The organism is Rossellomorea aquimaris, assembly GCF_003315075.1.
GTDB classification, from domain to species: domain Bacteria; phylum Bacillota; class Bacilli; order Bacillales; family Bacillaceae_B; genus Rossellomorea; species Rossellomorea aquimaris_C.
Map to the genome: position 1 here is coordinate 153,189 of NZ_QNRJ01000005.1, position 24,938 is coordinate 178,126.

25 protein-coding genes and 1 riboswitch are annotated in these 24,938 nt (G+C 42.5%); of the genes, 9 read left to right on the forward strand and 16 right to left on the reverse strand.

Annotated features, from left to right (window positions below):
* Positions 1 to 62: 62 nt before the first annotated feature.
* From DET59_RS08745 to DET59_RS08775, 7 genes are all read right to left on the reverse strand, one after another.
* Positions 63 to 1,400: a cytochrome P450 gene (locus DET59_RS08745; RefSeq protein ID WP_113969303.1), complete on the reverse strand. Its 1,338-nt coding sequence runs from the start codon at positions 1,398 to 1,400 to the stop codon at positions 63 to 65.
* A 196-nt stretch (positions 1,401 to 1,596) separates the two neighbouring features.
* Positions 1,597 to 2,859, reverse strand: a complete 1,263-nt coding sequence (locus DET59_RS08750) for an ATP-binding protein (RefSeq protein WP_258549619.1) — start codon at positions 2,857 to 2,859, stop codon at positions 1,597 to 1,599.
* 36 nt (positions 2,860 to 2,895) lie between these two features.
* Positions 2,896 to 4,110: a hypothetical protein gene (locus DET59_RS08755; protein WP_113969304.1), complete on the reverse strand. Its 1,215-nt coding sequence runs from the start codon at positions 4,108 to 4,110 to the stop codon at positions 2,896 to 2,898.
* Positions 4,107 to 4,445, reverse strand: coding sequence for a hypothetical protein (locus DET59_RS08760; protein ID WP_113969305.1), 339 nt, complete (start codon positions 4,443 to 4,445; stop codon positions 4,107 to 4,109). Before DET59_RS08760 ends, DET59_RS08755 begins: the two co-directional genes overlap by 4 nt.
* A 267-nt stretch (positions 4,446 to 4,712) precedes the next feature.
* Positions 4,713 to 5,384: a 5'-methylthioadenosine/S-adenosylhomocysteine nucleosidase family protein gene (locus DET59_RS08765; protein WP_113969306.1), complete on the reverse strand. Its 672-nt coding sequence runs from the start codon at positions 5,382 to 5,384 to the stop codon at positions 4,713 to 4,715.
* Positions 5,385 to 5,568: 184 nt separating this feature from the next.
* The gene (locus tag DET59_RS08770) at positions 5,569 to 6,510 is read right to left on the reverse strand and encodes an L-threonine 3-dehydrogenase (RefSeq protein ID WP_113969307.1); all 942 of its coding nucleotides are present in this window, start codon (positions 6,508 to 6,510) and stop codon (positions 5,569 to 5,571) included.
* A 105-nt stretch (positions 6,511 to 6,615) separates the two neighbouring features.
* Complete coding sequence (locus tag DET59_RS08775; RefSeq protein ID WP_113969308.1) at positions 6,616 to 7,806, reverse strand: glycine C-acetyltransferase; 1,191 nt, start codon at positions 7,804 to 7,806, stop codon at positions 6,616 to 6,618.
* 354 nt (positions 7,807 to 8,160) lie between these two features.
* Between DET59_RS08775 and DET59_RS08780 the strand changes: the two genes are divergently transcribed.
* Positions 8,161 to 9,804 carry an L-lactate permease gene (locus tag DET59_RS08780; RefSeq protein WP_113969309.1) on the forward strand — a complete coding sequence of 548 codons (1,644 nt, stop codon included), beginning with the start codon at positions 8,161 to 8,163 and terminating at the stop codon, positions 9,802 to 9,804.
* A 45-nt stretch (positions 9,805 to 9,849) separates the two neighbouring features.
* Here DET59_RS08780 and DET59_RS08785 read toward each other — a convergent pair whose 3' ends face one another.
* The 6 genes from DET59_RS08785 to DET59_RS08810 form a co-directional block, all read right to left on the reverse strand.
* On the reverse strand, positions 9,850 to 11,028 hold the full coding sequence (locus tag DET59_RS08785) for a MalY/PatB family protein (RefSeq protein WP_113969310.1): 1,179 nt from the start codon (positions 11,026 to 11,028) through the stop codon (positions 9,850 to 9,852).
* Between the two features lie 135 nt (positions 11,029 to 11,163).
* Positions 11,164 to 11,919 carry a DNA alkylation repair protein gene (locus DET59_RS08790; RefSeq protein ID WP_258549620.1) on the reverse strand — a complete coding sequence of 252 codons (756 nt, stop codon included), beginning with the start codon at positions 11,917 to 11,919 and terminating at the stop codon, positions 11,164 to 11,166.
* 224 nt (positions 11,920 to 12,143) lie between these two features.
* Positions 12,144 to 12,788 (reverse strand): YczE/YyaS/YitT family protein, encoded by a 645-nt coding sequence (locus DET59_RS08795; RefSeq protein ID WP_113969312.1) that lies wholly within the window; start codon positions 12,786 to 12,788, stop codon positions 12,144 to 12,146.
* A 222-nt stretch (positions 12,789 to 13,010) separates the two neighbouring features.
* On the reverse strand, positions 13,011 to 13,367 hold the full coding sequence (locus tag DET59_RS08800; protein WP_181778097.1) for a VOC family protein: 357 nt from the start codon (positions 13,365 to 13,367) through the stop codon (positions 13,011 to 13,013).
* 11 nt (positions 13,368 to 13,378) lie between these two features.
* On the reverse strand, positions 13,379 to 14,437 hold the full coding sequence (locus DET59_RS08805; protein WP_258549621.1) for an S-adenosylmethionine:tRNA ribosyltransferase-isomerase: 1,059 nt from the start codon (positions 14,435 to 14,437) through the stop codon (positions 13,379 to 13,381).
* On the reverse strand, positions 14,391 to 15,125 hold the full coding sequence (locus DET59_RS08810) for an SDR family NAD(P)-dependent oxidoreductase (RefSeq protein ID WP_113969315.1): 735 nt from the start codon (positions 15,123 to 15,125) through the stop codon (positions 14,391 to 14,393). Before DET59_RS08810 ends, DET59_RS08805 begins: the two co-directional genes overlap by 47 nt.
* A gap of 195 nt (positions 15,126 to 15,320) precedes the next feature.
* Positions 15,321 to 15,416, forward strand: a riboswitch (ZMP/ZTP riboswitch).
* Positions 15,417 to 15,462: 46 nt separating this feature from the next.
* On the opposite strand from DET59_RS08810, the gene DET59_RS08815 reads away from it, so the two are divergent.
* The 4 genes from DET59_RS08815 (at position 15,463) to DET59_RS08825 (ending at position 18,978) form a co-directional block, all read left to right on the forward strand.
* Complete coding sequence (locus tag DET59_RS08815) at positions 15,463 to 16,317, forward strand: bifunctional 5,10-methylenetetrahydrofolate dehydrogenase/5,10-methenyltetrahydrofolate cyclohydrolase (protein ID WP_397540928.1); 855 nt, start codon at positions 15,463 to 15,465, stop codon at positions 16,315 to 16,317.
* Positions 16,318 to 16,438: 121 nt separating this feature from the next.
* Positions 16,439 to 17,980 (forward strand): FAD-dependent oxidoreductase, encoded by a 1,542-nt coding sequence (locus DET59_RS08820; RefSeq protein WP_113969317.1) that lies wholly within the window; start codon positions 16,439 to 16,441, stop codon positions 17,978 to 17,980.
* A gap of 185 nt (positions 17,981 to 18,165) precedes the next feature.
* On the forward strand, positions 18,166 to 18,300 hold the full coding sequence (locus tag DET59_RS22020) for a hypothetical protein (RefSeq protein WP_258549622.1): 135 nt from the start codon (positions 18,166 to 18,168) through the stop codon (positions 18,298 to 18,300).
* 156 nt (positions 18,301 to 18,456) lie between these two features.
* Positions 18,457 to 18,978, forward strand: coding sequence for a DinB family protein (locus tag DET59_RS08825; RefSeq protein WP_113969318.1), 522 nt, complete (start codon positions 18,457 to 18,459; stop codon positions 18,976 to 18,978).
* 32 nt (positions 18,979 to 19,010) lie between these two features.
* Here the strand turns inward: DET59_RS08825 and msrB are convergent, their stop codons facing one another.
* Positions 19,011 to 19,955: a peptide-methionine (R)-S-oxide reductase MsrB gene (msrB, locus tag DET59_RS08830; RefSeq protein WP_113969319.1), complete on the reverse strand. Its 945-nt coding sequence runs from the start codon at positions 19,953 to 19,955 to the stop codon at positions 19,011 to 19,013.
* Between the two features lie 54 nt (positions 19,956 to 20,009).
* Complete coding sequence (locus DET59_RS08835; RefSeq protein WP_258549623.1) at positions 20,010 to 20,339, reverse strand: CHY zinc finger protein; 330 nt, start codon at positions 20,337 to 20,339, stop codon at positions 20,010 to 20,012.
* A 149-nt stretch (positions 20,340 to 20,488) separates the two neighbouring features.
* Between DET59_RS08835 and DET59_RS08840 the strand changes: the two genes are divergently transcribed.
* On the forward strand, positions 20,489 to 20,683 hold the full coding sequence (locus DET59_RS08840; protein ID WP_113969321.1) for a hypothetical protein: 195 nt from the start codon (positions 20,489 to 20,491) through the stop codon (positions 20,681 to 20,683).
* Here DET59_RS08840 and DET59_RS08845 read toward each other — a convergent pair.
* The gene (locus DET59_RS08845) at positions 20,654 to 21,325 is read right to left on the reverse strand and encodes a haloacid dehalogenase type II (protein ID WP_113969322.1); all 672 of its coding nucleotides are present in this window, start codon (positions 21,323 to 21,325) and stop codon (positions 20,654 to 20,656) included. The two genes, DET59_RS08840 and DET59_RS08845, sit on opposite strands and share 30 nt — an antisense overlap.
* A 147-nt stretch (positions 21,326 to 21,472) precedes the next feature.
* Between DET59_RS08845 and DET59_RS08850 the strand changes: the two genes are divergently transcribed.
* The 3 genes from DET59_RS08850 to DET59_RS08860 all read left to right on the forward strand — a co-directional run bounded on the left by DET59_RS08850 (position 21,473) and on the right by DET59_RS08860 (position 24,750).
* On the forward strand, positions 21,473 to 22,816 hold the full coding sequence (locus DET59_RS08850) for an MFS transporter (RefSeq protein WP_113969323.1): 1,344 nt from the start codon (positions 21,473 to 21,475) through the stop codon (positions 22,814 to 22,816).
* Positions 22,817 to 22,947: 131 nt separating this feature from the next.
* Positions 22,948 to 24,417 (forward strand): phospholipase D family protein, encoded by a 1,470-nt coding sequence (locus tag DET59_RS08855; protein ID WP_258549624.1) that lies wholly within the window; start codon positions 22,948 to 22,950, stop codon positions 24,415 to 24,417.
* Positions 24,418 to 24,492: 75 nt separating this feature from the next.
* Positions 24,493 to 24,750 carry a GlsB/YeaQ/YmgE family stress response membrane protein gene (locus tag DET59_RS08860; protein ID WP_113969324.1) on the forward strand — a complete coding sequence of 86 codons (258 nt, stop codon included), beginning with the start codon at positions 24,493 to 24,495 and terminating at the stop codon, positions 24,748 to 24,750.
* The last annotated feature ends 188 nt before the right edge of the window (positions 24,751 to 24,938 follow it).

The following is a 24,938-nucleotide window of genomic DNA, read 5'->3' on the forward strand; positions in this document are numbered from 1 at the left end:
TACCCTTTATTGTGTTAATAAACCTTTATTAAACATCAACCTTTTTACAAAACAGTCTTTGATTACAAGCCTTCATCTCTTTTTCTAATCTCCATCTTTAATCCACCTTTGGGTCTTAACGTAACAAGGGGATGACACTCCACCTTCTGACTAATGGGCATCTCGAACGTGAAGCGCTGCACGTATAAAGCAGCAATGATCAAAGCTTCTTGTAGAGCGAAGTGATTGCCGATACAGACTCTAGGTCCTCCTCCAAATGGAAAGTAGGCATAGGGAGCAACTTTTTTCGATTTGTCCTCTAGGAACCTTTCCGGGTCAAATGTTAAAGGATTAGGGAAGTATTTCTCATTCCGATGCATCAGATAAGGTGACACAAGGACATTTTCACCTTCTTTGATGAAGTGATTCCCAATCATAACATCTTTAACTGCGATTCTTCCAAACATCCAAACGGGAGGATACAAGCGTAGCGTTTCCTGAAGTGCTTGCCGTGTATAATGGAGGTGTGGAAGATCGCCACTACTAAGTTCATCCTTCCCCACCACTCTATCGACTTCTTCATAGACTTGTTTTTTCACTTCCTTATCGCACTCAAGTGCATAGAAGAACCAAGAAAGGAGATTCGCTGTCGTTTCATGGCCAGCCACAAAGATGGTCATCACTTCGTCCATCAGCTGGTTTCTGGACATACCATTGCCTTCCTCATCCCGGGCATGAAGTAAGGCGTGAAGCAAATCCTCTTTCTCATCCTGATGATACTCTTTTTGATGGATGATCTCCTCAACGACCCTCTTTAATTCTTGAGTGGACGTCTTATATTGCTTCACCTCAGCAGTCGGCCAGGACAGTGGGGGCTTAAGAAATGACCGAATCCGTTTTGTAGCGGTCTCCATAATGGTTTCAAGGTGAACACCAACTTTCTGATGACCTTCTTTAACATCCATATTAAACATGGTTTTCGTAATGACCGCCAGTGTAACCTCCATCATATCCTTGGAAATGTCCCGGGAACAGTTTATCTCCCAGTCCTCCATCATAGAAGACGCAGACTCGATCATTTCACTCATATACCGCTGAATATGACGGGGTGTAAAATAAGGCTGAATCGTTTTTCTCTGTTTTGTATGTAGCGGAGACTCACTCGTCACAAGTCCTTCTCCAATCAGCAGGGACAGTTCTCTAAATTGCTTTGATTTTTGAAAGGAATCTGACTGAGTGACGAGTACCTCTTTCACCAGTGCAGGGCACATGAGTAAATGAACGGTTCGATTGGCAAAACGAAATTGAACTTTCTCATCGTCTTTCCCTGCCATCTTTTCTAAAAACAGGAGTGGATCCTTCCGGAATTGTTCTAACTGCCCTAATGGATGAAAGGAATGGAGGACGGTTGGTTTTGGCATGAATTCACATCTCCTTTATGGCTTCTATTAATAGAAACCTGCATAAACGCTCCTTTCATCTTATTCAAGCACATTCTTATTCATTAACCCTTTTTCACCTAGCCCCTCAACCGCTCCAACCTAAGGTTCCTAAAGTCTTCAGAATATTGCCGTATACATAGGTAAAGGCTGCTTCGCAATGAGGCAGCCTTGGATTTTATTTGTGTTTTACCGGTAGGGTTACTTCTACTTTTGTTCCTTTGTTTACTTCTGATTCAATGAGTATAGACCCTTTATGGTCTTCAATGATTTTTTGACTAATGGTCAGCCCGAGTCCCATTCCTTTTTCTTTCAAGGTGAAGAACGGCTCTCCCAGTCTCTTTAATCGATCAGGCGGTATTCCCACCCCTTGATCTTGAATGGAGATGATGAATTTTTCGTTCAGAACGTTCCAGTTGACGCGGATTTCTCCTTCGTCCATCGATTCGATTGCATTTTTTATAATATTAATAAAGACCTGTACGCATTGATTCTTATCTCCAAATACGTGAATCGAGGATGATGGTCCTTGAACTTTTAATGTGATCCCTTTGAGGATTGCTTCATGCTCCATTACCTTGATCACATAGTGTAACACCTCATTCATATCAAAGACCTGGTATTCCCTCATTTGAGGTTTTGATAAAATGAGTAGCTCTCCTACAATTTGGTTGATTCGATCCATCTCGGAGGACATGACGTTGAGATAATTTTCGGATACATGCTCATTCTCTTCAAGCAGTTGAATGAAGCCCTTGATGCTCGTTAGGGGATTACGGATCTCATGGGCGATTCCCGCCGCAAGCTCCCCGACTACCGATAATTTCTCTTTTCTTAATAGCATTTCTTCAGCTATTTTCTGCTGAGAGATATCCCGGCCGATGATGACTAATCCCTTTCTTGTCTGATTCGAATGAAATAACGGGACTTTTATGACATCAAAGGTCTTGTATTCACCGTTTGGAAGGTAGAATCCTTCTTCGCATCTCGTTACCTTTTCAGCTTTCCAAGATTGTTCATCGGAGTCCACACAGTAGTCGAAGGCGTCTTTAAAAAAGGGAACCAGCTCTCCCAATTCCCTGTCAGTCTTCCCTACATAATCAATTCGTTCAAGGTTATACAGTTTTCGGCCAAATTGATTGACCTTTAACCAGCGGCCCTGTCCATCCTTAAAGCACACAAAATCCGGCAGTGAATGGAGAAGGGTGGACAGCTGATTTTCTTCTTCCAGCAATTTTCGATGCTCTGCCAGAAAGGTTTTCCCTTTTATTAATAAGTGTGCCAGGACCGTTACCCCTGCAATGGTTACCAGAAGGGCAGCGATTACGTTCCATGGCTTATCAATGAAGAGTAAAACGATGAACTGTAAGACAAATAGAGCCATGAGGATCATGATCTTGTTGTAAAATGTATGTTTTATCATATGATTCATTTTCTCCATCATCCAAGCCACCCGCCCCACTCATACTTTTATTGGTTAAAATAAGTTAAATATATATGGACCGATTGAAGTTATATAGAACAAAATATAGATTCCCATGAAGTAAAAGGCACCTGCAAAGGATCCCCAATCAGGGTCCCGTCCTATTTTCCAAATCACCCAAGTGATCACACTAATCAACAATAATAGTGCGTATCCGCTTCCCGGAAACACGAAATACTCCGGTGCCACTTGATAAAAATATGCGTTCATTGCATTGCTGGTGTAGCTGATCGGCATCAGCATAAAAATGATGATCGATGCATATTCAGCCCAGCTGATCCCGTCTTTTTCAAACGCATTTGGTCTGAAAATATATAGTAAGATTAATAGAAAGAGTGATGGAAGCACCCAGTAAAAGGATGTCAATACCGTCACCAAGCTGCTGAACATCATGAGAACGCCGTTGTTCAGTGCCTCTTTCACTGATCTTTTCGACCAGTTTGTACTTTCTGAAACGACTTGATCGTTCTGAGATGCCCCGTATAGTTCATATGTACCACCATCATAATTAAACCAAACCAGTGCTTCGTCTGTTAATTGTACAGGTGAATAGGTGACATGCTTGGTCGTACTAAGAGGAGAGCCCTCCAGAATCCCCTGATCTTGAAAAGGAGCCGCATACAGGCTCATCGCACTGTTATCACCAATACGCTGTCCTTCTGAAGTGAACACCACGGATTCTTTCCCATCAACGTTTACAAACTGTACCCCACCGGCATTCGCCAGCTTTTCCCCGGTATCTTTATTGACGAATTCAACTTTACTCCCGGTTAAAATCGATGATCCTACTTCCTGTAATGGAACCTGCACCTTGTATGTACTGTAGGAAAGCGTGCCTTGTGTGCGTGATTTCTCATTGTATAGTAAGGTGAGCTTCTCGTCTGTTACTTTAAACGTTAAACCATCCACCTTTTTATTCGGTGCTGTATTCACTAGTAAAAAAGGCTTCTCACTGACTACACGGTTTTCATTCATATAGTAGACGAAATCATGAGTATCATCTTGTAACACTTGAATGACAGCTTTTCCGTTATCTCCTACGTGGACATCAGAGATTTCAGAAGGAAACGTGTAGACTTCCCTGGATGAACCTTCTTGCACATTATATTCATATAGTTGTTCGTTACTCCAATAATAGATATCGTTTGCGCTCACTCCGAGACCCGTGATCTCTTTCGACAGGATTTGATCCTTACTGTCCTGGGTCAAACTAAATTTCCAGCTTTATAGTAGATGAACTCGTTGCCATCGGTCCAAAATGGATAGCCTCTGGTAATCTTGGTATCAATGACTCTTTCATCTGCTACACTCATTTCATCATTGATGGTAAACGCATGGATCTTCCCTTTACTTGAGAGGTATAGTTCCCCATTGTTTTGAAACACCTGAGGTCTCTCTTTTGATGTGAAGTCTAATGGGAGTGAACGGCTCCAGTTCGGCTGAGGTAATTCCTTCACTAACAACAGCTGGTGAAAGAATAAGGCAGCGATGAATAGAAGCATGATTCCTATAGGTATCCCAAATACTTTCAATTTTTCTCTCATCTGAATCCCCCTTATGTAAAATCCTTAGACTTCTGAATTTTAGCATAATTTATATAGGTTATCACCAATTTTTTCCACAAAAAGGGGCTTGATCTCAATTATTGTTAGTGTTTCAAGTATAACATTTCCCTTCCAATTTACTATCAATTATTGTCATATTTTGTCGTATTTTAAAATAAAAGCTTTTAAACAATAAGCTTTTTTCACTGGGATGAGGATGAGTACTAGTATGAATAAAAATATATCTCAAATGGTCTACCTATTTATTTATATAAATCTTTTTAAATATTCGCCAAATATTTTGTTCATCACTTTGGGTGTGTTTTCTAAATAAACATTGATTTGTTCAATGTTGGATTCGAATTTATCAGAGTTTCTTTCATCTGTTGCAAAATCAGATATTCCTTTAATAATAATACATTCAACATCATTCTTCTTACAGATATAAGCAATGGCACCCGCTTCTGTATCGGCTATTGTTATTTCGTTTTCTTTAAGTTCTACATAGTCCTTCCACATCACTACGGCTTTATCAGCGGTGCCAATTGTTCCGGTATAAAAATCATTTCCATATTTTGATAGATCAATATCGACTATGAAGGATTGTTTAATAAGAGGCTCGATTTCTTTTACTGTGCAATCATATTGAACGGCTTTATCGGGTACAAAAATATCCAAATTACTGAACGTATCATCTATTCCTGCACAGGTTCCAGCAACGATTACTTTCGTTAAATGAAATGTAGAAATCATATACTGATTACCGCCAACGCCATTTACTTTTCTTACACCGGTACTATAAAAAACAAGTTCAGTATCATGAATGGTTCTTATGAAATACTCTCCATAAGGATAATCCAAACGTTCATTATCTTTTATGCCGAAGTATTCCAATGTCGCTTCATATTCCCACTGTGTTGCTATACTTATTCCTATCATCGACTTATCACCCTACAAATATAATTTGTCACTATTGAATGTCTATACACGGTCTGAATTTCATTTTACCACTATCCTTCTTTACTTTAGAAAAACAATCTCTTCTAAGGTGAGTAGAGATTGAACTTCTTTCAGGAATAAAAAAAGACCCCTAAGAAACCATTGTTTTTAGGGATCAATCTGCTTACTTCGTTTTTAATTTTTCTAACATATCAGCTGTCATTTTGGCTAGGTCGTAATCCGCTTTGAAGCCCCATTCGTTCATGGCTGCGCTGGAGTCTATGGCGTTCGGCCAGCTTTCAGCGATGGTTTGGCGGACTGGATCTACGTTATAATCCAGCGCAAAGTCCGGTTGGTGGACGCGGATCGCTTTTGCAATGTCCTCAGGTGCTACGCTCATGGCAGATACATTGAAGGAATTACGGTGCTCAAGCTTTGAACCGTCCGCTTCCATGAGGTCGATGATCGCATTAAGTGCATCCGGCATATACATCATATCCATATAAGTTCCTTCACCGATGTATGAAGTATACTGGTTATTCTTGATTGCTTCATAATAAATTTCTACTGCATAATCAGTCGTTCCGCCACCTGGTAATGTTTCATACGAAATCAGACCCGGAAAACGCAGTCCTCTTGTATCCACGCCAAATTTAGTGAAGTAATAATCAGACAGAAGTTCTCCCGACACTTTGTTTACTCCGTACATGGTGGTAGGGCGCATGATGGTATCTTGTGGAGTTGAATCCTTTGGAGTCGATGGACCGAATGCTCCAATTGAACTTGGTGTGAAGAACTGACATTCCAATTCTCTTGATGCTTCCAGGGCATTTACCAGTCCACCCATATTTAAATTCCAGGCAAGCAGCGGTTTTGCTTCCGCCGTTGCAGATAACAGAGCTGCGAGGTGAATAATCGTATCCACCTTATTCGTTTTGGCAATATCAAACATTTTCCCGGCATCGGTCACGTCTAATTGCTCAAAAGGGCCGTCCGTTACGACAGGGCTGTCTGTTTCCCGGATATCGGTCGCAATGACGTTATCAGAACCGTACACAGTACGTAGTTTATTGGTGAGCTCAGAACCGATTTGTCCCAAGGCACCCGTTACTAAAATCTTTTTCATCGTCTTTCCTCCTGCATATTCCTATGGTGATCGAATGATTTCATGATTCATACAGATAGGGCTGACTTTTATAGCCAGACCCTATCACGTTATTTATAAAGGGGATTAGATAATTCCCATTTCTTTACCGACTTTTTCATATGCTTTGATCGCTTGATCGAGCATGTCTTTCGTATGCGCTGCTGAAGGCATGTTTCTCACACGGCCCGCTCCTCTGGGCACGGTTGGGAACACGATGGATTTGGCATATACACCCTCTTCATATAGGCGTTTACTGAAGTCCTGGGTCGCCTGCTCTTCACCGATGATAACCGGAGTGATGGGAGTCTCGCTGTTTCCAATGTCAAAGCCAAGCTTCTTCAGCTCTTCTTTCAGATAGCGACTGTTTTCCCACATATTATCCTGAAGCTCTGTAGAGTTCATGATGAGATCAAGGGCTTCTGTACAAGCCGTTACATCTGCCGGAGTTAAGGATGTAGAGAATAAGAATGGACGTGAGCGGACCTTTAACCAGTCGATCAGGTTCTGAGTTCCCGCCACATATCCCCCAACTACACCGATTGCTTTCGATAACGTACCCATTTGGAAGTCCACTTTGTCTGATAGGCCAAAGTGTTTAACCGTTCCTGCCCCTTTTCCAAGGACCCCGGAACCGTGAGCGTCATCTACATACGTCATGATATCAAATTCCTCAGCAATTTCAACGATTTCAGGAAGTTTACATACATCTCCATCCATTGAAAACACTCCGTCAGTGATGATCATGATTTTGTTGTATTGACCCGATTCCTTCGCTTCTTTTGCTTTCGCACGAAGATCTTCCATATCTGAGTGGCCAAAACGGATAATCTTTGCTTTCGAAAGACGGCAGCCATCAATAATGGAAGCATGGTTCAATTCATCAGAAAGGATGGCATCATTCTTGTCCATAACCGCCGAAATCGCTGCCATATTACAATTGAATCCTGACTGATAAGCAATGGCTGCTTCTGTGCCTTTAAACTTCGCCAACTTTTCTTCGAGCTTCACATGAAGATCAAGGGTACCATTGATTGTACGAACGGCTCCAGACCCTACACCATATTCTTTCACCGCTTCGATCGCTACTTTTTTCAGGCGTTCATCCGTTGCGAGTCCAAGATAATTATTAGAAGAAAGGTTCACAAGTTTCTTATCATTGATCGTAATCATCGGTCCGTTTGCACCTTGTAATGGATCGATCTCATTATATAAACCGCGTGATTTTAGGTCTTCAAGATTTTCCTGTAAAAAATGATCTAATGTTTTACTAGTCATATACGTATCCTCCTGTTATGTAAGCGTTTTAAAAACAAATGTCCACTCCAAAAATACACTATTTATCAGTTGACTCTTTATGGTTGCTAATGATTATTCTGATTCTTAGTTTAACATGTTTTTTTGTGATGGACAAAAATTATCTTCGAATTCATCCTATTATTTAGTGTTCCCGTAATACCAAAAATACTTCAGACTTTTTTACGGACTGTTTGATAATTCAACGTAAAGGGGTCCATAAAAAGTCAGCGCTTCTGTTCACTCTTAGTTTGTCATAAACTATCCACAAATCATGTGAAATTATTCACAAACTTATTGTAAAATAAATATATAAATATTAAGCAGGTGATGGAAATGTCTGTTTTTGAACTCATAACTTCATTAACCCCAGTATTAGCCGTTCTCATATTCCTTGTTATTCTGCGGTTACCCGCTTCTGTTGCGATGCCTGTCAGCTTTTTACTGACTGTCATTTTAAGTCTTGTATTCTGGAAAATCCCCCTGGTGCAGATCGGTGCTGCCACGGTTGAGGGAATGATTATTGCTTTTACTATTCTTTGGATTGTTTTTGGAGCGATCCTACTTTTGAACACTTTACAGAACAGCGGTGCCATGGAAACCATCCGCAATGGATTTTCAATGATTTCCCCGGACCGCCGTGTGCAGGTCATTATAATCGCTTGGTTATTCGGCTCTTTCATTGAAGGTGCCGCTGGATTTGGAACGCCTGCGGCCCTCGCAGCACCATTACTTGTGGCGTTAGGATTTCCGCCCCTCGCAGCCGTTTCTCTCGCCCTTATTGCAGATAGCAGTGCCGTGTCATTCGGTGCGGTCGGTACTCCTGTTATGGTAGGGATCGATCAAGGTTTGAGACAGGGAGGGACCCTTGCAGGTCAGGTGGAACAAGCGGTTGGGGCTCAATCAATGATCGATTATTTAAGCGGCGTAGCCAGTCGGGCTGTGAGTATCGATTTATTCATCGGTAGCTTGATCCCCCTCTTGCTTGTTGTGATGCTGACCCGTTTTTTCGGTCAAAGTCACTCTTGGAAAGAAGGACTCTTTCTATGGAAGTTCTCTCTATTTGCAGGTCTGTCGTTTACACTACCTGCATTACTTGTAGCTACCTTCTTAGGTCCTGAGTTTCCTTCTATCATTGGTGGATTAGCAGGGTTGATGATTGTCATTCCAGCAGCGAAGAAAGGGTTCTTATTACCCGATGAGGCTTGGGACTTTGAAGTACAGGAAGAACCTAAGACCGAAGTCGTCCCTGACAAGAAAATGCCGATTTGGTTAGCTTGGATTCCTTACTTGCTTGTCGCTGTCCTGTTGGTGTTAACGAGATTGGATCTTCTACCTGTTAAGGACTGGCTTAGAAGCGTAAAAGTGGGATGGAGCAATATTTTAGGAACAGACATTTCCACTCAGTTTGAGCCACTCTACCTTCCTGGTACTATCTTTGTTTTGGTCATGGCGCTGACATTCTTTATTCATAGAATGAGTAGGCTTCAAATCGAAGAGACGTTCCGACAATCTCTATTTACGATTAAAGGAAGCATCATTTCATTAATGGCCGCCGTTCCCATGGTAAGGATTTTCATTAATTCAGGTGTGAACGAAAGTGATTTAGTGAGTATGCCAATGGAGCTGGCCACTTTAGTGTCAGGGTTAGCGGGTGAAGGCTGGCCCTTTGTCGCTCCCCTCATCGGAGCACTTGGATCTTTCATCTCTGGGAGCGCCACGTTTAGTAACATGATGTTTTCTCTCTTTCAGTTTAGTGTCGCAGATCAAATCGGGGCAGACCCGCAAACGGTTTTATCCTTGCAGGTGCTGGGAGCCAATGCAGGAAACATGGTATGTGTCCTGAATGTAGTAGCCGCTGCTTCTGTTGTTCAGCTTAGCGGAAAGGAAGGGCAGATCATCAGGATAACCGTGGTCCCGATGTTACTATACGTTCTGTTATCAGGGAGTATCGGGGCCCTCGTTCTGTATTTCTTATAAAGAAAAAGGATGAACCAATGACCTCACATTGGTTCATCCTCTGTTCTATTTCATGACGTTACGGTTCACCCTGTAGTCCAGAATCGCCTCGTGGATCCTTCTTAATGCCAAGTCGATCCGCTCTTTCGGACAGGCAATATTCATCCTGACAAAGGTGTGCCCGCTCTGACCAAATTTAAAGCCTTCATCAAATTTCACTCTGGCTTTATCTAAGAAAAACGTACACAGCTCTTCACCTGTCATGCCTAATTCCGTGCAATCCATCCATATGAGGTGAGTAGCCTGCGGGGTAATGCCTTTCAGCTCTGGAAGGTGTTGCTCCAAATAATTCAGTACATACTGTTTGTTCTCTTCAAGCACCATTAATAACTCATTGAGCCATGGTTCACCTTCCTCATAAGCCGCAATCGTTCCTTCAATCCCAAACACATTCGGTCTCATCAGCCCATAGCCCGTAAGCTTTTCATTATACTTATCTCTCAGGTCTTTGTTCGGTATGAGAAGGATGGAGGTTTGAAGTCCCGCAATATTAAAGGTTTTACTTGGAGCCGCACATAGAATACTACGCTCTATCAAGCTGTCATCCCCTTTAAACAGAGGAACGTGTTCATATCCTTTGTAGACCAGGTCTCCATGCATTTCATCTGAAATGATCCATAGGTCATGCTGTTTAGCGATCGAACCGATTCTCCTTAACTCCTCTTCCGTCCATACCCGTCCAACGGGATTATGAGGACTGCAAAGAATCAGAAGCTTCGTTCCGGGATGACGAGCCTTCTCCTCTAAATCGTCAAAATCAATCGAGTATACTCCATCCTCATAAAGCAACGTATTTTTCATAACCGAACAACCATGGTTCTCGATCGTACTGTAAAAAGGATAATAAACGGGATCTTGAATGATTACACCGTCCCCAGGCTCCGTTAACACGGACAACAATACATTGATACCCGGAATGATTCCTGGGCTAAAGCTGATCCACTCTTTCTCTATTTCCATCTGGAAGCGCCTCTTCCACCATGAAATGACAGACTCGAAGTATCGATCACTAAATGTCGTATAGCCGTATATACCATGCTGAGCCTTGCGATTCATCGCTTCGACAATGGCAGGAGACACTTGAAAGTCCATATCTGCAATGCACATAGGAATCACATCCTCGGCAGGAAACGACCATTTCACAGAGTGAGTGTTTGTTCTCTCGATGCAATCATTCCAATTCATATCCTAATACCCCTCTCACATATATCTGTCCTTACTTTATACCAGAATGAGGCCAGGGTGAATACCTAATTGAAAAATAGAATTCCCCATACTCCTTTATTAGACGGCGTCATGGCCAGATGGTAAATATATTCACTACTTTTCAACGATTTCCCCTTCCTTCGCTCTTCTATGGATATGCTTCATTCCTTCCCGCTTACTTAAAGGTGCCAGCTTTTCTGATTCGATGAATTGCTGTACCGCTTCCGGGTCCGTTTTTGAATACTCCCGGAGCGCCCAGCCGATTGCCTTCTGAATAAAAAATTCCTTTGATTCCTTATGCAGTAATATGTATCTGAACAAACGATCCTGATCTGTTTTTTCTTTATATTTCAATTGATGTAGTATGGAGATCCGGTTCAACCACATATGATCCGAATGAATCCATTTCTCTAAGTATGCGTCATCTTCTTCGGTTTGATAGATTTTCCCTACGTGATTGGGAGCAATGTGATCAATCGTATCCCACCAGGATTTATCTGTTATCAATTCTTCTAAAAGTGGCAGGTGTTTTTTCGTTAAATATCTCGATTGTTTATCCAGAAGGGAAAGAGCGAAATACTGACATTCCCTTTGAGGTTCAGACCAAAGGGAACGAACGATGTCAGGCAATTCTTCAACCGGTGGCTTACCGTTTTCCTTCAGAAAGTCCCTTAGTAAAGCAGTACGCTCCGGGGTCCTGATGCCAAAGAACTGAAATTGATTTCTCATATATGCTTCCATGGCTTCTCGATTTTCACTATTTTGATGCTTTTTTAATAGAGTGATGATTTTATCTGAATATTCATGTCCCATCTTTTTTCTCCCCTTCTTGATTTCGTTCTTCGCATTCAAAACAACTGCTTTTTCCATTCTCCTTTTGCACGCCGTTAAAGAAACCGTCTAAACAATAAAGAGGCTTCTGACAGAGATAACAGTAGTCTACCAGCTCCCTCATTCTTTTACTGTTTCCTTTTCATTAAATTGATCATCAGGTCTATTCATCAATCAGAACATCTCCCATCTGCCGGAACTCTCTTCATACTTCTTTACGATCGGGTGAAATACCTTTTTTAAACCAATAAAGAGACAACCCTTTAACTCGCTAAAGGATTGTCTCTTTTGGTCATTTGTCTCATAAGGAAAAACTGAAGAAGCTTTTTGCTTTGGGGCAATGAAAATCCAACGATGGAACCGAGTCCCAGTGCGATGATGACCGTCCCGATCCCGACAGGACCACCAAGTAGCCAGCCGAAGAAGAACACAATGATCTCCATTCCATTCCGTACCCATTGAACTTTCCAGCCCGTCTTCTCAACTACGAGCAGCATCAGACTGTCACGGGGTCCTGCCCCCAGGTCAGCTGACACATACAGGCCGATACCGTATGCGATCACCACAATCCCAATCGCAAACACAATCGACTGTGCCAATAACGATTGAGGATCAGGAAGCACATAATTAAATAAATCTATGAAAATACCGATTAACAGCATATTAATAAAAGCGCCGACTTTAGGGAATGACTTCGTTCCAATTCCCGTCACGAACAAGATGACAAAGCCCGCAATAATGGACCATGTACCAATCGTCAGACCGAGCTGCTTGAATAACCCATAATGAAATACATCCCAAGGCCCAATTCCAAGGTCTTTCCCTTTGATCGTCAAGCTTATGCCAAACGCAAGTACAAGGAGGCCTGTGAAGAAGAACGACCAACGTAAAAATAATTCTCTATTCATGAAAATCCCTTCCTACACCATAGTCATTTCATTTCATACCCGGATAAATGTATCACAGAATACGAAACAAAAAAATTTCATAAAACCTATGGGGTTGGTGGGGATAATTCAGCCTATTTCGCCCATCCTCTTTTTACATTTTTTGTTAATCAGCTGGATTATTTGTGATTTCGGCCGGATTATAACTGAAAACGGCTGGTTTTATGACCGTTCCCGCCGGATCTACCCTTCAACCAACTCAATAATTTCCCCGTCAGGTCCAAAGAAAAAAGCCACTTTCCAGCCATTTTCAAGAACAACGGGGCCCTCAACAGGTACTAACCCTTTCTCCTTCAATAGACCAATCTCCGTTTTCAGATCAATGACTGTCAAAGCTAAATGAAGAAATATCCTCTTTGAGCCGTTATCATCCCCAGGCTCTTCGATGAGCTCCAATCGACAATCGTTCTTTTTCATAAATAGTATTTTCTCACTACCCCATTCGAAATACGTTTCCTCTTCAAACCCAAAATAAGATTGATAGAATTCCTTCGACCGCACTAAACTCTTTACATTCATCCCCATATGATGAAGTCTCATATCCATTCTCCTTACAAAATGACATTCATGTCGCCAAATTCATGCCATTTATAGTTTTTAAATAGGGCAGTTTGATAGGCATTCATCAATTTCCTTTCTGAAATAAATGCCTTTAAGAGATCCAGGTGACTCGCTTCCGGTTCATGCAGCCCCGTGATGAGACCATCTACAAGTTGAAGAGGGGTATCCCCCGATATATATAAGTTGGTAACCCCTTCAGAAGGCATTAGCTGTCCATATTGAGTCATGACAGTCTCAAGGGCACGAACGACTGTAGTGCCCACTGCAATGACCCGCTTCCCGCTATTCTTTGCCTTGAGGATTTGGTCCACTGTCCCTGAACCTACATGGTATTCTTCTGGATGATTTTTGGGTGTCGGCCAGCGATCATCTCCGTAATAACTCAAGCCTGCGTGAAGCTGTATGAACACGATTTCAATCCCTTTCTGCTTCAAGGATTGTATCAACTTCCAAGAAAAGGCCCTTCCGGCAGACGTCATTTCCACAGACCCCGGTACTGATCCATATACGGTTTGATAGCAATCAAGTGGCCAGGGAGAATCAATATATTCGTAACGGATCGGCTCTCCGTTTCTGTAAATAAAATCAATAAGCTCAATACCACTCCTGTTAAATTTCAGTTGCACCAGTGGTTTTTCACTTCCTTCACCCACCATGTCGGCCCGGACCCCCTCTGAAAAACAAATCGGTTCCCCCGCTTGATAGAAGTCTCCGATGATAAGCACATCCCAACAGGCATCATCTACTTTTCTGGATAAACGAACTTCGAGATGCCTGTTTCCCTGCTTCCCTTTGAGAGATGCGGGAATGGTCCGGCTGTTGTTTAAAACCAGTACATCCCCCTTATTTAAAAACTCGGGTAGCTGCTTGAATTGGGTATGATCACATTTCCCGGTCTCCCGGTTCAGCACCATCAGTTTTACTTCGTCTCTTTCGAATCCTAATAACTCAATGGGGGTAGAAGCGTTTAAATGGGAAGGGATGTCAAAGGTCTTTGCCAGTTCATTCATTCTCCCCGCCTCGATTCCACTGAAATTCTTGTGCTTCAAACCGATTCCCATTCTCGTTTTCTGAAGCGTCGGAAGCAAGATATAAAAAGACGTCCAGATGATCATGGGGATCCGCAAGTGGGTACTCACATTCGGGGACAGCCTTGTCGTGCATGTCCGTATCCATTTCCCCCGGGTCGACCATATTCACCCTTACCCCTGTATCACTCAGCTCGTCGGCCCATGTTTGAGTCAATCCTTCGACGGCAAACTTTGAAATGCCGTATGCTCCCCACTCAGCAAAGCCCGTTTTACCCGCTTCTGACGTTAAGTTAATGATGGAGCCTTTCCCCCGGCTGATCATTCCGGGAAGAACTCTTTTACTTACTAAAAATGGGTTCAATGTATTGATTCTTAACACCTCAAGGAATTCTTCTTCAGGGTAATCAGCCAGCAAACGTGGACCAGGGCCAAATATGGATGCATTGTTAAAAAGAACATCGACTCCCCCCAACACTTCCTCCGTTACAGAAACCAAACGGTCTACATCCCGGGAATCAGAAACATCGGCTTTCAATGCAACCACCTCTGCCCCCAACGCCTTCAATTCTTTCTCAACCTCAAGAAGGGGTCCTCTTGTTCGTGCACAAATCGCAAGCTTAGCCCCTTCCTTCGCACATTGTACGGCAAGGGCCCTTCCCAACCCTTTTGAAGCTCCTGTTATCATGACTACTTTATTATTCAACATCTTTATTTCCCCTTTCTCTTCTCTTATTACTAACAGTTTATGAAAAATCCCCCTTCAACAAATCGTCTAAAGGGGGCCGGGAAGAATAGAAAATTAGATGTAGCAGACTATCAGCCTTTTGATGTATCTTCACAAAAACACGAACATTAACACTAGAAATTTTATTTATATTCGTGTTATAATCAAATTGAAAATAATTAGAGCAGTGACTGGCGAAAATGTGGAATCAACCACAAGGGAGCTGCGATCTTACAAAACATGAGCCATTAGCCGTTCGCCTGGGCAGAAGGCAAGGGGATACCCTTGTCTTCTTTTACTATAATCAGGAGGGATTGCAGTGGAACCACTAGTATTAGACGGGAAACTTGTTGCATCTGAGGTAAAAGAAAGCCTAAAGTCGAGAGTCGCTGAATTAAAAGAGAAGGGTATTACCCCTTGTCTTGCTACAGTACTTGTTGGAGACGACCCATCTTCAGCTACCTATGTGAAGATGAAGGGTAATGCCTGCGCGAAGATCGGGATGGAATCAAGAAGGATTCATCTTCCTAAGGAAACCTCAACGAACGAACTGTTGGACGTCATCCAGGAGCTTAATCAAGATTCTTCCGTTCATGGGATTCTCTTGCAGCATCCTGTTCCTCACCATATCGATGAGCGTGCTGCCTTTGAAGCGATCTCCATTGATAAAGACGTTGATGGAGTCACGAGCCTCGGGTTCGGTCAAAATTCATTGGGGTTTGGTGAATATCCGTCCTGCACACCTGCTGCCATCATGAGCATCATCGATTACTACGGTGTGTCCCTTGCAGGAAAACACGCTGTCGTTGTAGGAAGAAGCCCGATTCTAGGAAAGCCTGTGTCCATGATGCTGTTGAATCGAAACGCAACGGTGACGACCTGTCATTCTTATACAGAGAACCTGCCTGACCTTCTCTCTACTGCAGATATCGTGGTGGCAGCAGTCGGGAAACCAAACTTCATTCAAGGCGATTGGTTAAAAGAAGGTGCTGTCGTACTTGATGCCGGCTATAACAAAGGGAACGTAGGAGACATCGATTATGAGGCATGCTATGAAAAAGCGAGCGCAATTACACCTGTACCAGGTGGAGTGGGCCCTGTGACCATCTCCATGCTATTAAAACAGACCGTTGACTCTGCTGAGAAATATGGTTCTGTTCTTGAACATTCCTAATAAATATCCTTTAGGAGACTGACTCCATAAACGAGTCAGTCTCTTTTTTCCTATTTCAGACTTATTTTTTCTACATTTCAGGAAAGAATGGTAAGGAATAGAAAGATAAAGGAGCGTTCATATGGACACACAACACCAAAATGCTTTTTCCGAAACACCGGAGCCCTATTGGAGGGAAACGGCTAAACTCCCCTCATTTAAAAAGCTTGATAGCAACTTGAAAGTGGACGTAACCGTTGTTGGCGGCGGGATAGCAGGCATCACCACTGCCTATCTGTTAGCTAAAGGCGGGAAAAAAGTAGCTCTCATTGAGGCTAATCACTTATTGAACGGAACAACGGGGCATACAACCGCTAAGATTTCCGCTCAACACGGATTGATTTATGATGAGCTCATTCAGCATTTCGGAGAAGAGTTTGCAAAGAAATATTATTTGTCACAGTCGAAGGCTCTTCAGTTTATAAAAGACACGATATCCAATGAAAATATAGATTGTCATTTTACAGAAGAGGACTCATATGTTTACGCGACTACAGACCAATCCGCTACAAAAATTGAGAAGGAGTACGAGGCGTATCAGAAGTTAGAGATTAAGGGAGAGCTCATCGAAAAACTCCCGATCGACCTATCCATTAAAAACGCAGTCGTGATGAAAGGTCAAGCACAGTTTCACCCTTTAAAATACCTTAAAGCCTTGGTTGATTCTTATACAGGCCTTGGCGGTCAAATATTTGAAGGAACTGCGGCTAAAACCATTAACGAAGGAGACTCCACTCAAGTTGTGACCGCAGACGGATATCATCTGGATAGCAAGCATGTTGTCATCTGTTCTCACTTTCCTTTTTATGATGGGATGGGTTTTTATTTCACAAAGATGTATGCCGAACGCTCGTATGTCCTTGGAGTGAAAGCGAAAAAGGACTATCCGGGGGGCATGTACCTAAGTGCCGATGATCCTACCCGTTCCCTCCGTTATGAAGACGATGAAAATGGAGAAAAACTCATATTAATCGGTGGAGATAAACATAAAACCGGCCAAGGAAAAGATACGATGGATCACTATGAGGCATTACAGGAATTCGGGGAAGAAGTCGTCGGGATTGAAGAGGTCCGATATAGATGGTCTGCCCAGGACCTGATCACGTTAGATAAAGTACCCTACATCGGGAAATTAACGGAAAAGCACCCAGCTATTTTGGTAGCGACAGGTTTTAATAAATGGGGCATGACTTCCGGTACTCTGGCCGGTCAGATCCTTTCTGATCAGATTTTAGGAAAACATCATATTTATGCAGATGTGTACACTCCTTCCAGGTTTGTTGCCGACCCCAGCATCAAGCATTTCTTCAAAGAGAATATAAATGTGGCTGGTCAACTCATTAAAGGAAAGCTTCAAATACCAACTAAAAAACCACAGGAACTCCAAAAAGGTGAAGGCGATGTCGTGAACCTCAATGGAAGACGCTGTGGAGGATACCGGGATGAAACAGGAAAGCTCCACGTGGTAGACACGACCTGCACCCACCTCGGCTGTGAAACCGAATGGAACCACGGAGACCACACATGGGACTGCCCTTGCCACGGATCCCGCTTCTCCATTGATGGTGAAGTGATTGAAGGTCCTGCCAAGAAACCCCTCGCCAAATTTGAAGTGAACGATTAAGGGACGGACCTCTGGAAAAAGAATCGGCAATCCGATGGCTCCCGCTATTTGTCGAATATAGCCTGGGAAATAAACCGAACCCATAAGGTATTTGACATATTTTGTCGTATTCCCTAGAAGAATATTTCCTGGATAATGCCTCACACTATTAATGCTTGAGCTACTATCTACGGGAGGGATTCTGAATGGGACGTACAAAACAAGGTAACCGTAATGCCCAGAGTAATACGAATGCTAAAAGAGGGAATCGAACGAGTTCTGAATTAGTTGAGTTTACAACCGGGCAAGCGAATACAAAGAAAAACCGACCACAAGACTAGTAACGACAAGCAGTCTTAATGAAGAATAACCGGCAGTAACACTGCGTCAGGTTATTCTTTTCTTATTTCCCCTGATAATCCGTTCATCTTTTCGTAGAGGAATCTCACTCCCAACCTCGAATACGTTATAGAGAAAAGGATTAGGGGGAATCGATCATGCAAGAACAAATGTTATTTCAACAAATGGAATTCATCCGACTTCGCACATTGGCTGCTCTCGATGCGACAACAGAACAGCAGGCGGATGAAATGCCTCCCGGATTCAGAAATTCAATCCGATGGAATTTAGGGCATATCCTACTGTCCCAGGAAAACCTGTTATTCTCCTTTACAGGTGAAAACGACCGTAAAGCACTTCCACCTGAATACGGGGAGCTATTTGGCTTCAATACGAGCCCTGACACCTGGAATGCGTTCACAGCTCCTACACTGAAGGAACTTCGTGAGAAACTGAAGGCACAGCCCCAAAGGATGAAAGAAGCGTTCTCCGGTCGCTTGAATGAAAAAGGAGAGAAGCCGTTTGTCCTTGGTGAACATACTACGTTTACCACTTTAGGGGAAGTTCTTTCCTTCACTAACTGGCATGAAGGCTTGCATCAGGGAACCATCACATCCATTAAGCGGGTACAGGGAATCGAGAATCTTTGGGAAAAGGTTGAAGAGAAAATAGAAAGATAAAAAGACATGGTGGCTCTTGCTGCCATGTCTTTTTATCTGCCTTTAAACAAAATTAAAAAATCCCCATAGCCTTCTTCTTCTAATTCCCCTTTAGGAATAAACCGTAGAGATGCAGAATTGATGCAATAACGAAGACCCTTAGGACCAGGTCCATCTGTAAACACATGCCCCAGATGAGAATCCGCTTCCCTGCTTCTTATTTCCACCCGGGTCGAACGATGCGATACGTCATATTGTTCTTTGACGCTTGCATCCATGACGGGCTTTGTAAAGCTTGGCCAGCCGCACCCACTATCATACTGATCTTTTGACGTGAATAAAGGTTCACCCGAAACGATATCAACGTATAATCCTTCTTCTGTGTTATCCCAATACTCATTTTCGTAAGGTGGCTCTGTTCCATTTTCCTGGGTAACGAAGTATTGCATTTCGGTTAGCTGTTCCTTTAAATGGGATCGGTCTTTTGGCCAATACTTTTTCAAAAAATCTTCCCGCCCGGATCCACGCTTATATAAAGCATACCGGAAGGCATTTTCCTTATAGAAATCCTGATGATATTCTTCAGCAGGATAAAACTCGCTTGCAGGGAGAATCTTCGTCACAACTGGCTTTGTGAACATACCACTCTTCTCCAATTTTCGTTTTGAATCCTCAGCAAGCTTTTTTTGATTATCGTTATGATAAAAAATGGCTGTACGATAGGAGTCACCCCGATCTTTAAACTGTCCCCCTGAATCAGTCGGATCAATTTGCTTCCAGTATAGATCCAGCAGTTTTTCATAAGGGTACTGTAGAGGATCAAACGTGATCTGTACCACTTCATAGTGTCCTGTTTTCCCTGATGTCACTTCTTTATATGTCGGATTTGCGGATGTACCTCCTGTATAGCCGGATACAATGCGTTTAATTCCTTCCTGCTCATCAAAAGGCTCGACCATACACCAAAAACAGCCTCCGGCAAACGTCGCCAGTTCCATCCTTTCACCTCTTTCGTTTCACGTGAAACACACATCGACTTTTTCCACCAGCATTCATCCTTCAAAGTAAAGATGATAATGATTCTGACACCCCGGGTTAAAGGAGGACCGACAATGAGGACAAACGGATTGGCAATTCATATATTGTAAGATGGTTAACTCATTTTTACATTCTCCACAGAGAACGGCTTTCGTATTCCACTCGTTCTTTGACCATATAATAGGGTCATGATCTGCGATATCGTCATGACATTTATAACAAGGATAATAGGTATTACAGCACTTAAATTTAATTGCGATGATATCTTTTTGGCTTCGGTAATGCTTGCATTTCGTTTTAGAGTCTACTTCTACGCCAGATACAGGAATCAACTTTTCAGTCATGTTCATCCTCCTTCATGCAGTAAATTTCGATAAACATAGTCGATTTCCCTACAAGAATCTTAAACTAGTTATCTATTACCTATACATTCTAGTCTATTGATCTACCTGTACTATACAATGAATAGTATGATAAAGGGAGGGGAAGATTCTTGAAATTGATTGTATTTGGAGCTGCAAGTGGAACAGGAAAAGAAGTAGTGAAGCATGTTCTAAGGGAGGATCATGAAGTCCCTGCATTTGCACGGATACAGCCAAATATAAAGGGACTGTGCTTCCTACGATACGCTATTCGTAAGAAGAACAGTCCCTTTTCATTAACTCATATGCTCCAGGATCCCCTTTAAATCCTTGTATTCAAAATGAGGTCTTACCCCTAATTCATCCATCACTTTTTCCTGACGATTGATCCATGCCGTATAGAATCCAAAGTTCGTCGCCCCTGCAATGTCCCATGGGTTCGAAGACATAAACAGTACTTCTTCTCTCCTGACCCCGAGCTTTTCAAGAACAAGCTGGTAAGACATCGGTGTCGGCTTAAACTGCTTCACTTCATCAACTGTCAAAACCTCATCCAGTAAATGTCCAAAGGGAGATTGCTCCACCAGAGGTGAAAGCATATCAAGGGAACCGTTGGAAAAAATCGCTTTTTGATAGGGTTTCAGTTCTTCCAATACACTCCCTGTTTCTTCATAGTGATTTAATTCTAAATAAGCATCCAGCAGTTCCTGCTCTTTTTCGCCAGTAAGGTCAACCCCTACTTGCTTACAGGCATAGTGGAGCGCATCCTTCGTTATCTTGAAAAAGGTCGTATACGTTCCCATTAATTGACGTAAAAAACTATACTCCAATTGCTTTTGACGCCATACCTGGCTGATTTCCTCCCCTTTATCAGGAAAGACTTCATTACACTTTTCAATGACGGAATGAACGTCGAAAAGTGTTCCATACGCATCGAACACAAATGCCTTTATATTGAGATTTGACATACATATCTCCTCCTATATTCTCTCCTTATATAATAGACTGTTTCATATAAATTAAACTTTTTCACCTCAAAGCGAATTCATTTCACAACCAGGTTTTTTGTGTTATATTACTTCGAGTATCTAAACATCTAATGGAGGTGGTCATTTATGACTGCAGAACCACATGCACAGGCATCACCTTCTTATACTAAAACAATCTTATTCTTGAGCTTAACCGTCTGGCTGGTTGTCATGAATACCACCATGTTTAATGTAGCTCTCCCCAATGTCTTGAAGGATTTCTCTTTAGCCCCTTCTGAAGGAGCCTGGATTGTATCGGGTTATTCCATCGTACTCGCCATTTGCACCATTACATATACGCGCCTGGCAGACTATATACCGATCAGGAGGCTGCTTATTCTGGGCATCTCCATTTTCGGGCTGGCATCGTTCATGGGCTTCTTCGCTCATACCTTTACCTGGCTATTGCTCTCCCGTTTATTCCAAGCGGCAGGTGCCGCAGCCATTCCCGGGTTATCCATGGTGTTTGCCGGACGTTTTGTCCCGATGGCAAGACGCGGTCGGGCATTAGCGATGATTGCCTCGGCTTCTTCCCTGGGCTTTGGATTAGGGCCCGTCGTAGGAGGAGTGATTACCGATTATTTAAGTTGGAACTATTTATTTTTAATCACATTATGTGTCCTTGGAATGATACCTGTACTATACCGCTTCCTGCCGGATGAGACGACCAGGAAAGGGTATTTTGATGTATGGGGAGGCCTTTTGACCGGAGTAGGAATTACGTTCTTTCTGCTGTTCATTTCAACTTTCCACTGGTATTATTTCGCAGGTGCCGTCGTGTTCTTTGGAGGACTGTGGATTCGGATCCATAAAATCGAACTGCCCTTTATTCAACCAAGTTTGATACGGGACAAAGGATACCGCCAGATCTTATATATGAGTTTCCTGGGTTTCGCCACTCACTTTGCGATTTTAATCGTCATGCCCCTTATGCTTCAGCATGTTTTTGGTAAAAACCCGACAGCCGTCGGATTCATTATCTTTCCGGGTGCGATGCTGTCGGCGGTGGCAGCTATTTATGTGGGAAGACTGATTGATCGGTATGGAAATATGAGGGTGATGTTCCTTGCACATATCCTTCTGATCATTTCAACCGTCATCTTTTATTTCTTATCACCCCACAGTGAATACATGATTATGCTGGCTTATATGTTTACAAGCTTTGGCTTTTCAAGTCTTTCCTCAAGCTCGACCAATGAAGTTTCCCGGGTCATGAGTAAGGAGCTGATTGCTTCAGGAATCGGCATGAAACAGCTTACCCATTTTGTTGGCAGTGCGTCTGGTTCTGTTCTGGGAGGAATCATTGTCGAGATGGGCGGAGTAGAATTCCCGGTAAATTCCTTTCAGAATACATTCCTTGTTCTGATCGGGTTAATGACCTTATCCCTTTCTCTATTGTATTTATACCGCCAAAGAATCAACCATCATTAAAATCCGGTCCAGGCTGAATATCTCCCTGGACCGGATTTTTCTATAAATTAGTGAAGTTCTTATCCTGTGTGGATTCCTCTTCTACCATTAAGGGTATAGTAAGAAAAAAACAGTAGAACAGGGGAATTCATTTGAAAACAAAGAAAAAGTGGTATAAGAAGAAAAGCTGGTGGATCGGGGGCGTCATTATATTGATCCTTACAGTCGTCATGTTTTATCACCGGGTAAAGCCTTTACCTCCGGGAGTATCCTATGCCGGTAATACTTATACCATACCTGAAAAGGATGTGGAGTTCTTATACGACCTTACGTACCAGAAGGATGGAAAAGAACTCTATGATCATTCAATCTTTGATGAAGTATATCAAACCATCGAAGAAGCAGAAGATTTTCTTATTTTGGACTTATTTTTAGTAAATGGATATACAAAGGGTGATCGCGATTACCCCCGCATCAGTGAAAAATTATCGAAAACGATTCAAAAACAGATGAAAAAGAAACCTGATCTTAAGGTGGTCTTCATCAGTGATGTTGTCAACACCACGTATGGGTCCCATACGGCTAAACAATTGGAACCTTTAGAAGACCTTGGGGCTGAGGTTATTTATACCGATTTAAACCGCCTCAGAGATCCCAATCTCTTATACTCAGGTGTGTGGAGGACCGCTCTAGGGTGGTTCGGTCAGGATGGCTATGGTTGGCTTCCAAACCCCATGGCCCCTTCTGCACCTAAGGTAACCATGAGATCTTACTTGAAACTGTTGAATATTAAAGCGAATCACCGTAAAGTCGTGATTACAGAGGACGCGGGACTTATTCTTTCCGCCAACCCCCATGACGCCAGCGGTTTCCACTCAAATATAGGGTTCAAAGTCAAAGGGGAAATTCTTAAGGAAATGGTGAAAGCTGAAAAGGCAGTGGCTGCATTTTCCGGGGGGAATGTAGAGGCATTTCCTACCGGGGAAGACTTAAATCAGTCTATTAAAAAGCTTTCCCCTGCTGAAGCTTCCGTGAAAGCACAGATCCTTACTGAAAAGAAAGTTCAAACAAGTGTCGTAAACGCTATGAATAAAGCCAAAAAAGGGGATGAAGTCTGGATCGGGATGTTCTATCTCGCAGACCGGGACATTATCGATGCCATAGGGGATGCTGCTGATCGTGAAGTAGAGGTACGTTTGGTACTCGACCCCAATCAAAATGCCTTCGGTCAAGAAAAGATTGGGTTACCCAACCTGCCAATCGCATCGGAGCTGCACAACCTGGACAATGACCATATTACGATTCGCTGGTACAACACCAACAAGGAACAATACCATACCAAGTTCATTTATATAAAAGGGAAAAAAGAGAGCACCGTCATCGGAGGATCCAGTAATTACACTTCGAGAAACTTAGATGATTATAACTTAGAAGAAAACATAAAGATCGTGGCCCCAACTGATAGCAAAACCATGTCAGATATTGACCAATATTTCAATCGTATCTGGAACAACGAAGGTGGCACCTACACCGTTAAATATGAGAAATATCAGGATAAATTGCCTGCCTTTAAATATGTCATGTATATCCTGCAAAAAATCTTCCAAGTGACGACCTATTAGGTTTTAATTCCTAAATAAAAGGGAATTAAATCAGTAACAACACATCACAAAAAACATGACATGGAGGTTAGAAAAATGGGTATTATTTTGTATTTAATCGTAGGTGGGATCATCGGTTGGTTAGCTGGTCTTATATTAGGTAAAAACGTTCCTGGTGGAATCATCGGAAACATCATAGCAGGTATCATCGGTGCATGGATCGGCGGAGAACTTCTAGGAAGCTTCGGGCCATCACTTGCAGGAATCGCTATCATTCCAGCCTTACTCGGAGCTATCATCTTTGTATTCCTGTTAAGCTTACTGTTAAGAGGAATGAGAAAGACTACTCATTAATAACACTGAAACCCCTGGATTCCAGGGGTTTTTTATTTGTTTGCCCTGAAAAATATAAAAAAAACAGCCAATGGTGGCTGCCCTCTTAATACGTCATAGATTTCTTATGTCTTCTTTTATTCCGATATTTCTTATAAAACGGGTAAATAATAGGTCCCCATTTGATCAGTCTTCCAATTAAACGTTTC

Bases quoted from the DNA above. Each gene is read 5' to 3' on its own strand.
- DET59_RS08860 (WP_113969324.1), top strand. From the start codon at position 24,493: ATGGGTATTATTTTGTATTTAATCGTAGGTGGGATCATCGGTTGGTTA.
- DET59_RS08770 (WP_113969307.1), bottom strand. From the start codon at position 6,510: ATGAAAAAGATTTTAGTAACGGGTGCCTTGGGACAAATCGGTTCTGAG.
- msrB (WP_113969319.1), bottom strand. From the start codon at position 19,955: ATGGAACTGGCGACGTTTGCCGGAGGCTGTTTTTGGTGTATGGTCGAG.
- DET59_RS08785 (WP_113969310.1), bottom strand. From the start codon at position 11,028: ATGAATTGGAATGATTGCATCGAGAGAACAAACACTCACTCTGTGAAA.
- DET59_RS08825 (WP_113969318.1), top strand. From the start codon at position 18,457: ATGCAAGAACAAATGTTATTTCAACAAATGGAATTCATCCGACTTCGC.
- DET59_RS08780 (WP_113969309.1), top strand. From the start codon at position 8,161: ATGTCTGTTTTTGAACTCATAACTTCATTAACCCCAGTATTAGCCGTT.
- DET59_RS08760 (WP_113969305.1), bottom strand. From the start codon at position 4,445: ATGAGAGAAAAATTGAAAGTATTTGGGATACCTATAGGAATCATGCTT.
- DET59_RS08810 (WP_113969315.1), bottom strand. From the start codon at position 15,125: ATGTTGAATAATAAAGTAGTCATGATAACAGGAGCTTCAAAAGGGTTG.
- DET59_RS08790 (WP_258549620.1), bottom strand. From the start codon at position 11,919: ATGGAAAAAGCAGTTGTTTTGAATGCGAAGAACGAAATCAAGAAGGGG.
- DET59_RS08845 (WP_113969322.1), bottom strand. From the start codon at position 21,325: ATGTCAAATCTCAATATAAAGGCATTTGTGTTCGATGCGTATGGAACA.
- DET59_RS08850 (WP_113969323.1), top strand. From the start codon at position 21,473: ATGACTGCAGAACCACATGCACAGGCATCACCTTCTTATACTAAAACA.
- DET59_RS08750 (WP_258549619.1), bottom strand. From the start codon at position 2,859: ATGGAGAAAATGAATCATATGATAAAACATACATTTTACAACAAGATC.
- DET59_RS08800 (WP_181778097.1), bottom strand. From the start codon at position 13,367: ATGAGACTTCATCATATGGGGATGAATGTAAAGAGTTTAGTGCGGTCG.
- DET59_RS08820 (WP_113969317.1), top strand. From the start codon at position 16,439: ATGGACACACAACACCAAAATGCTTTTTCCGAAACACCGGAGCCCTAT.
- DET59_RS22020 (WP_258549622.1), top strand. From the start codon at position 18,166: ATGGGACGTACAAAACAAGGTAACCGTAATGCCCAGAGTAATACGAAT.
- DET59_RS08835 (WP_258549623.1), bottom strand. From the start codon at position 20,339: ATGACTGAAAAGTTGATTCCTGTATCTGGCGTAGAAGTAGACTCTAAA.
- DET59_RS08745 (WP_113969303.1), bottom strand. From the start codon at position 1,400: ATGCCAAAACCAACCGTCCTCCATTCCTTTCATCCATTAGGGCAGTTA.
- DET59_RS08795 (WP_113969312.1), bottom strand. From the start codon at position 12,788: ATGAATAGAGAATTATTTTTACGTTGGTCGTTCTTCTTCACAGGCCTC.
- DET59_RS08775 (WP_113969308.1), bottom strand. From the start codon at position 7,806: ATGACTAGTAAAACATTAGATCATTTTTTACAGGAAAATCTTGAAGAC.
- DET59_RS08765 (WP_113969306.1), bottom strand. From the start codon at position 5,384: ATGATAGGAATAAGTATAGCAACACAGTGGGAATATGAAGCGACATTG.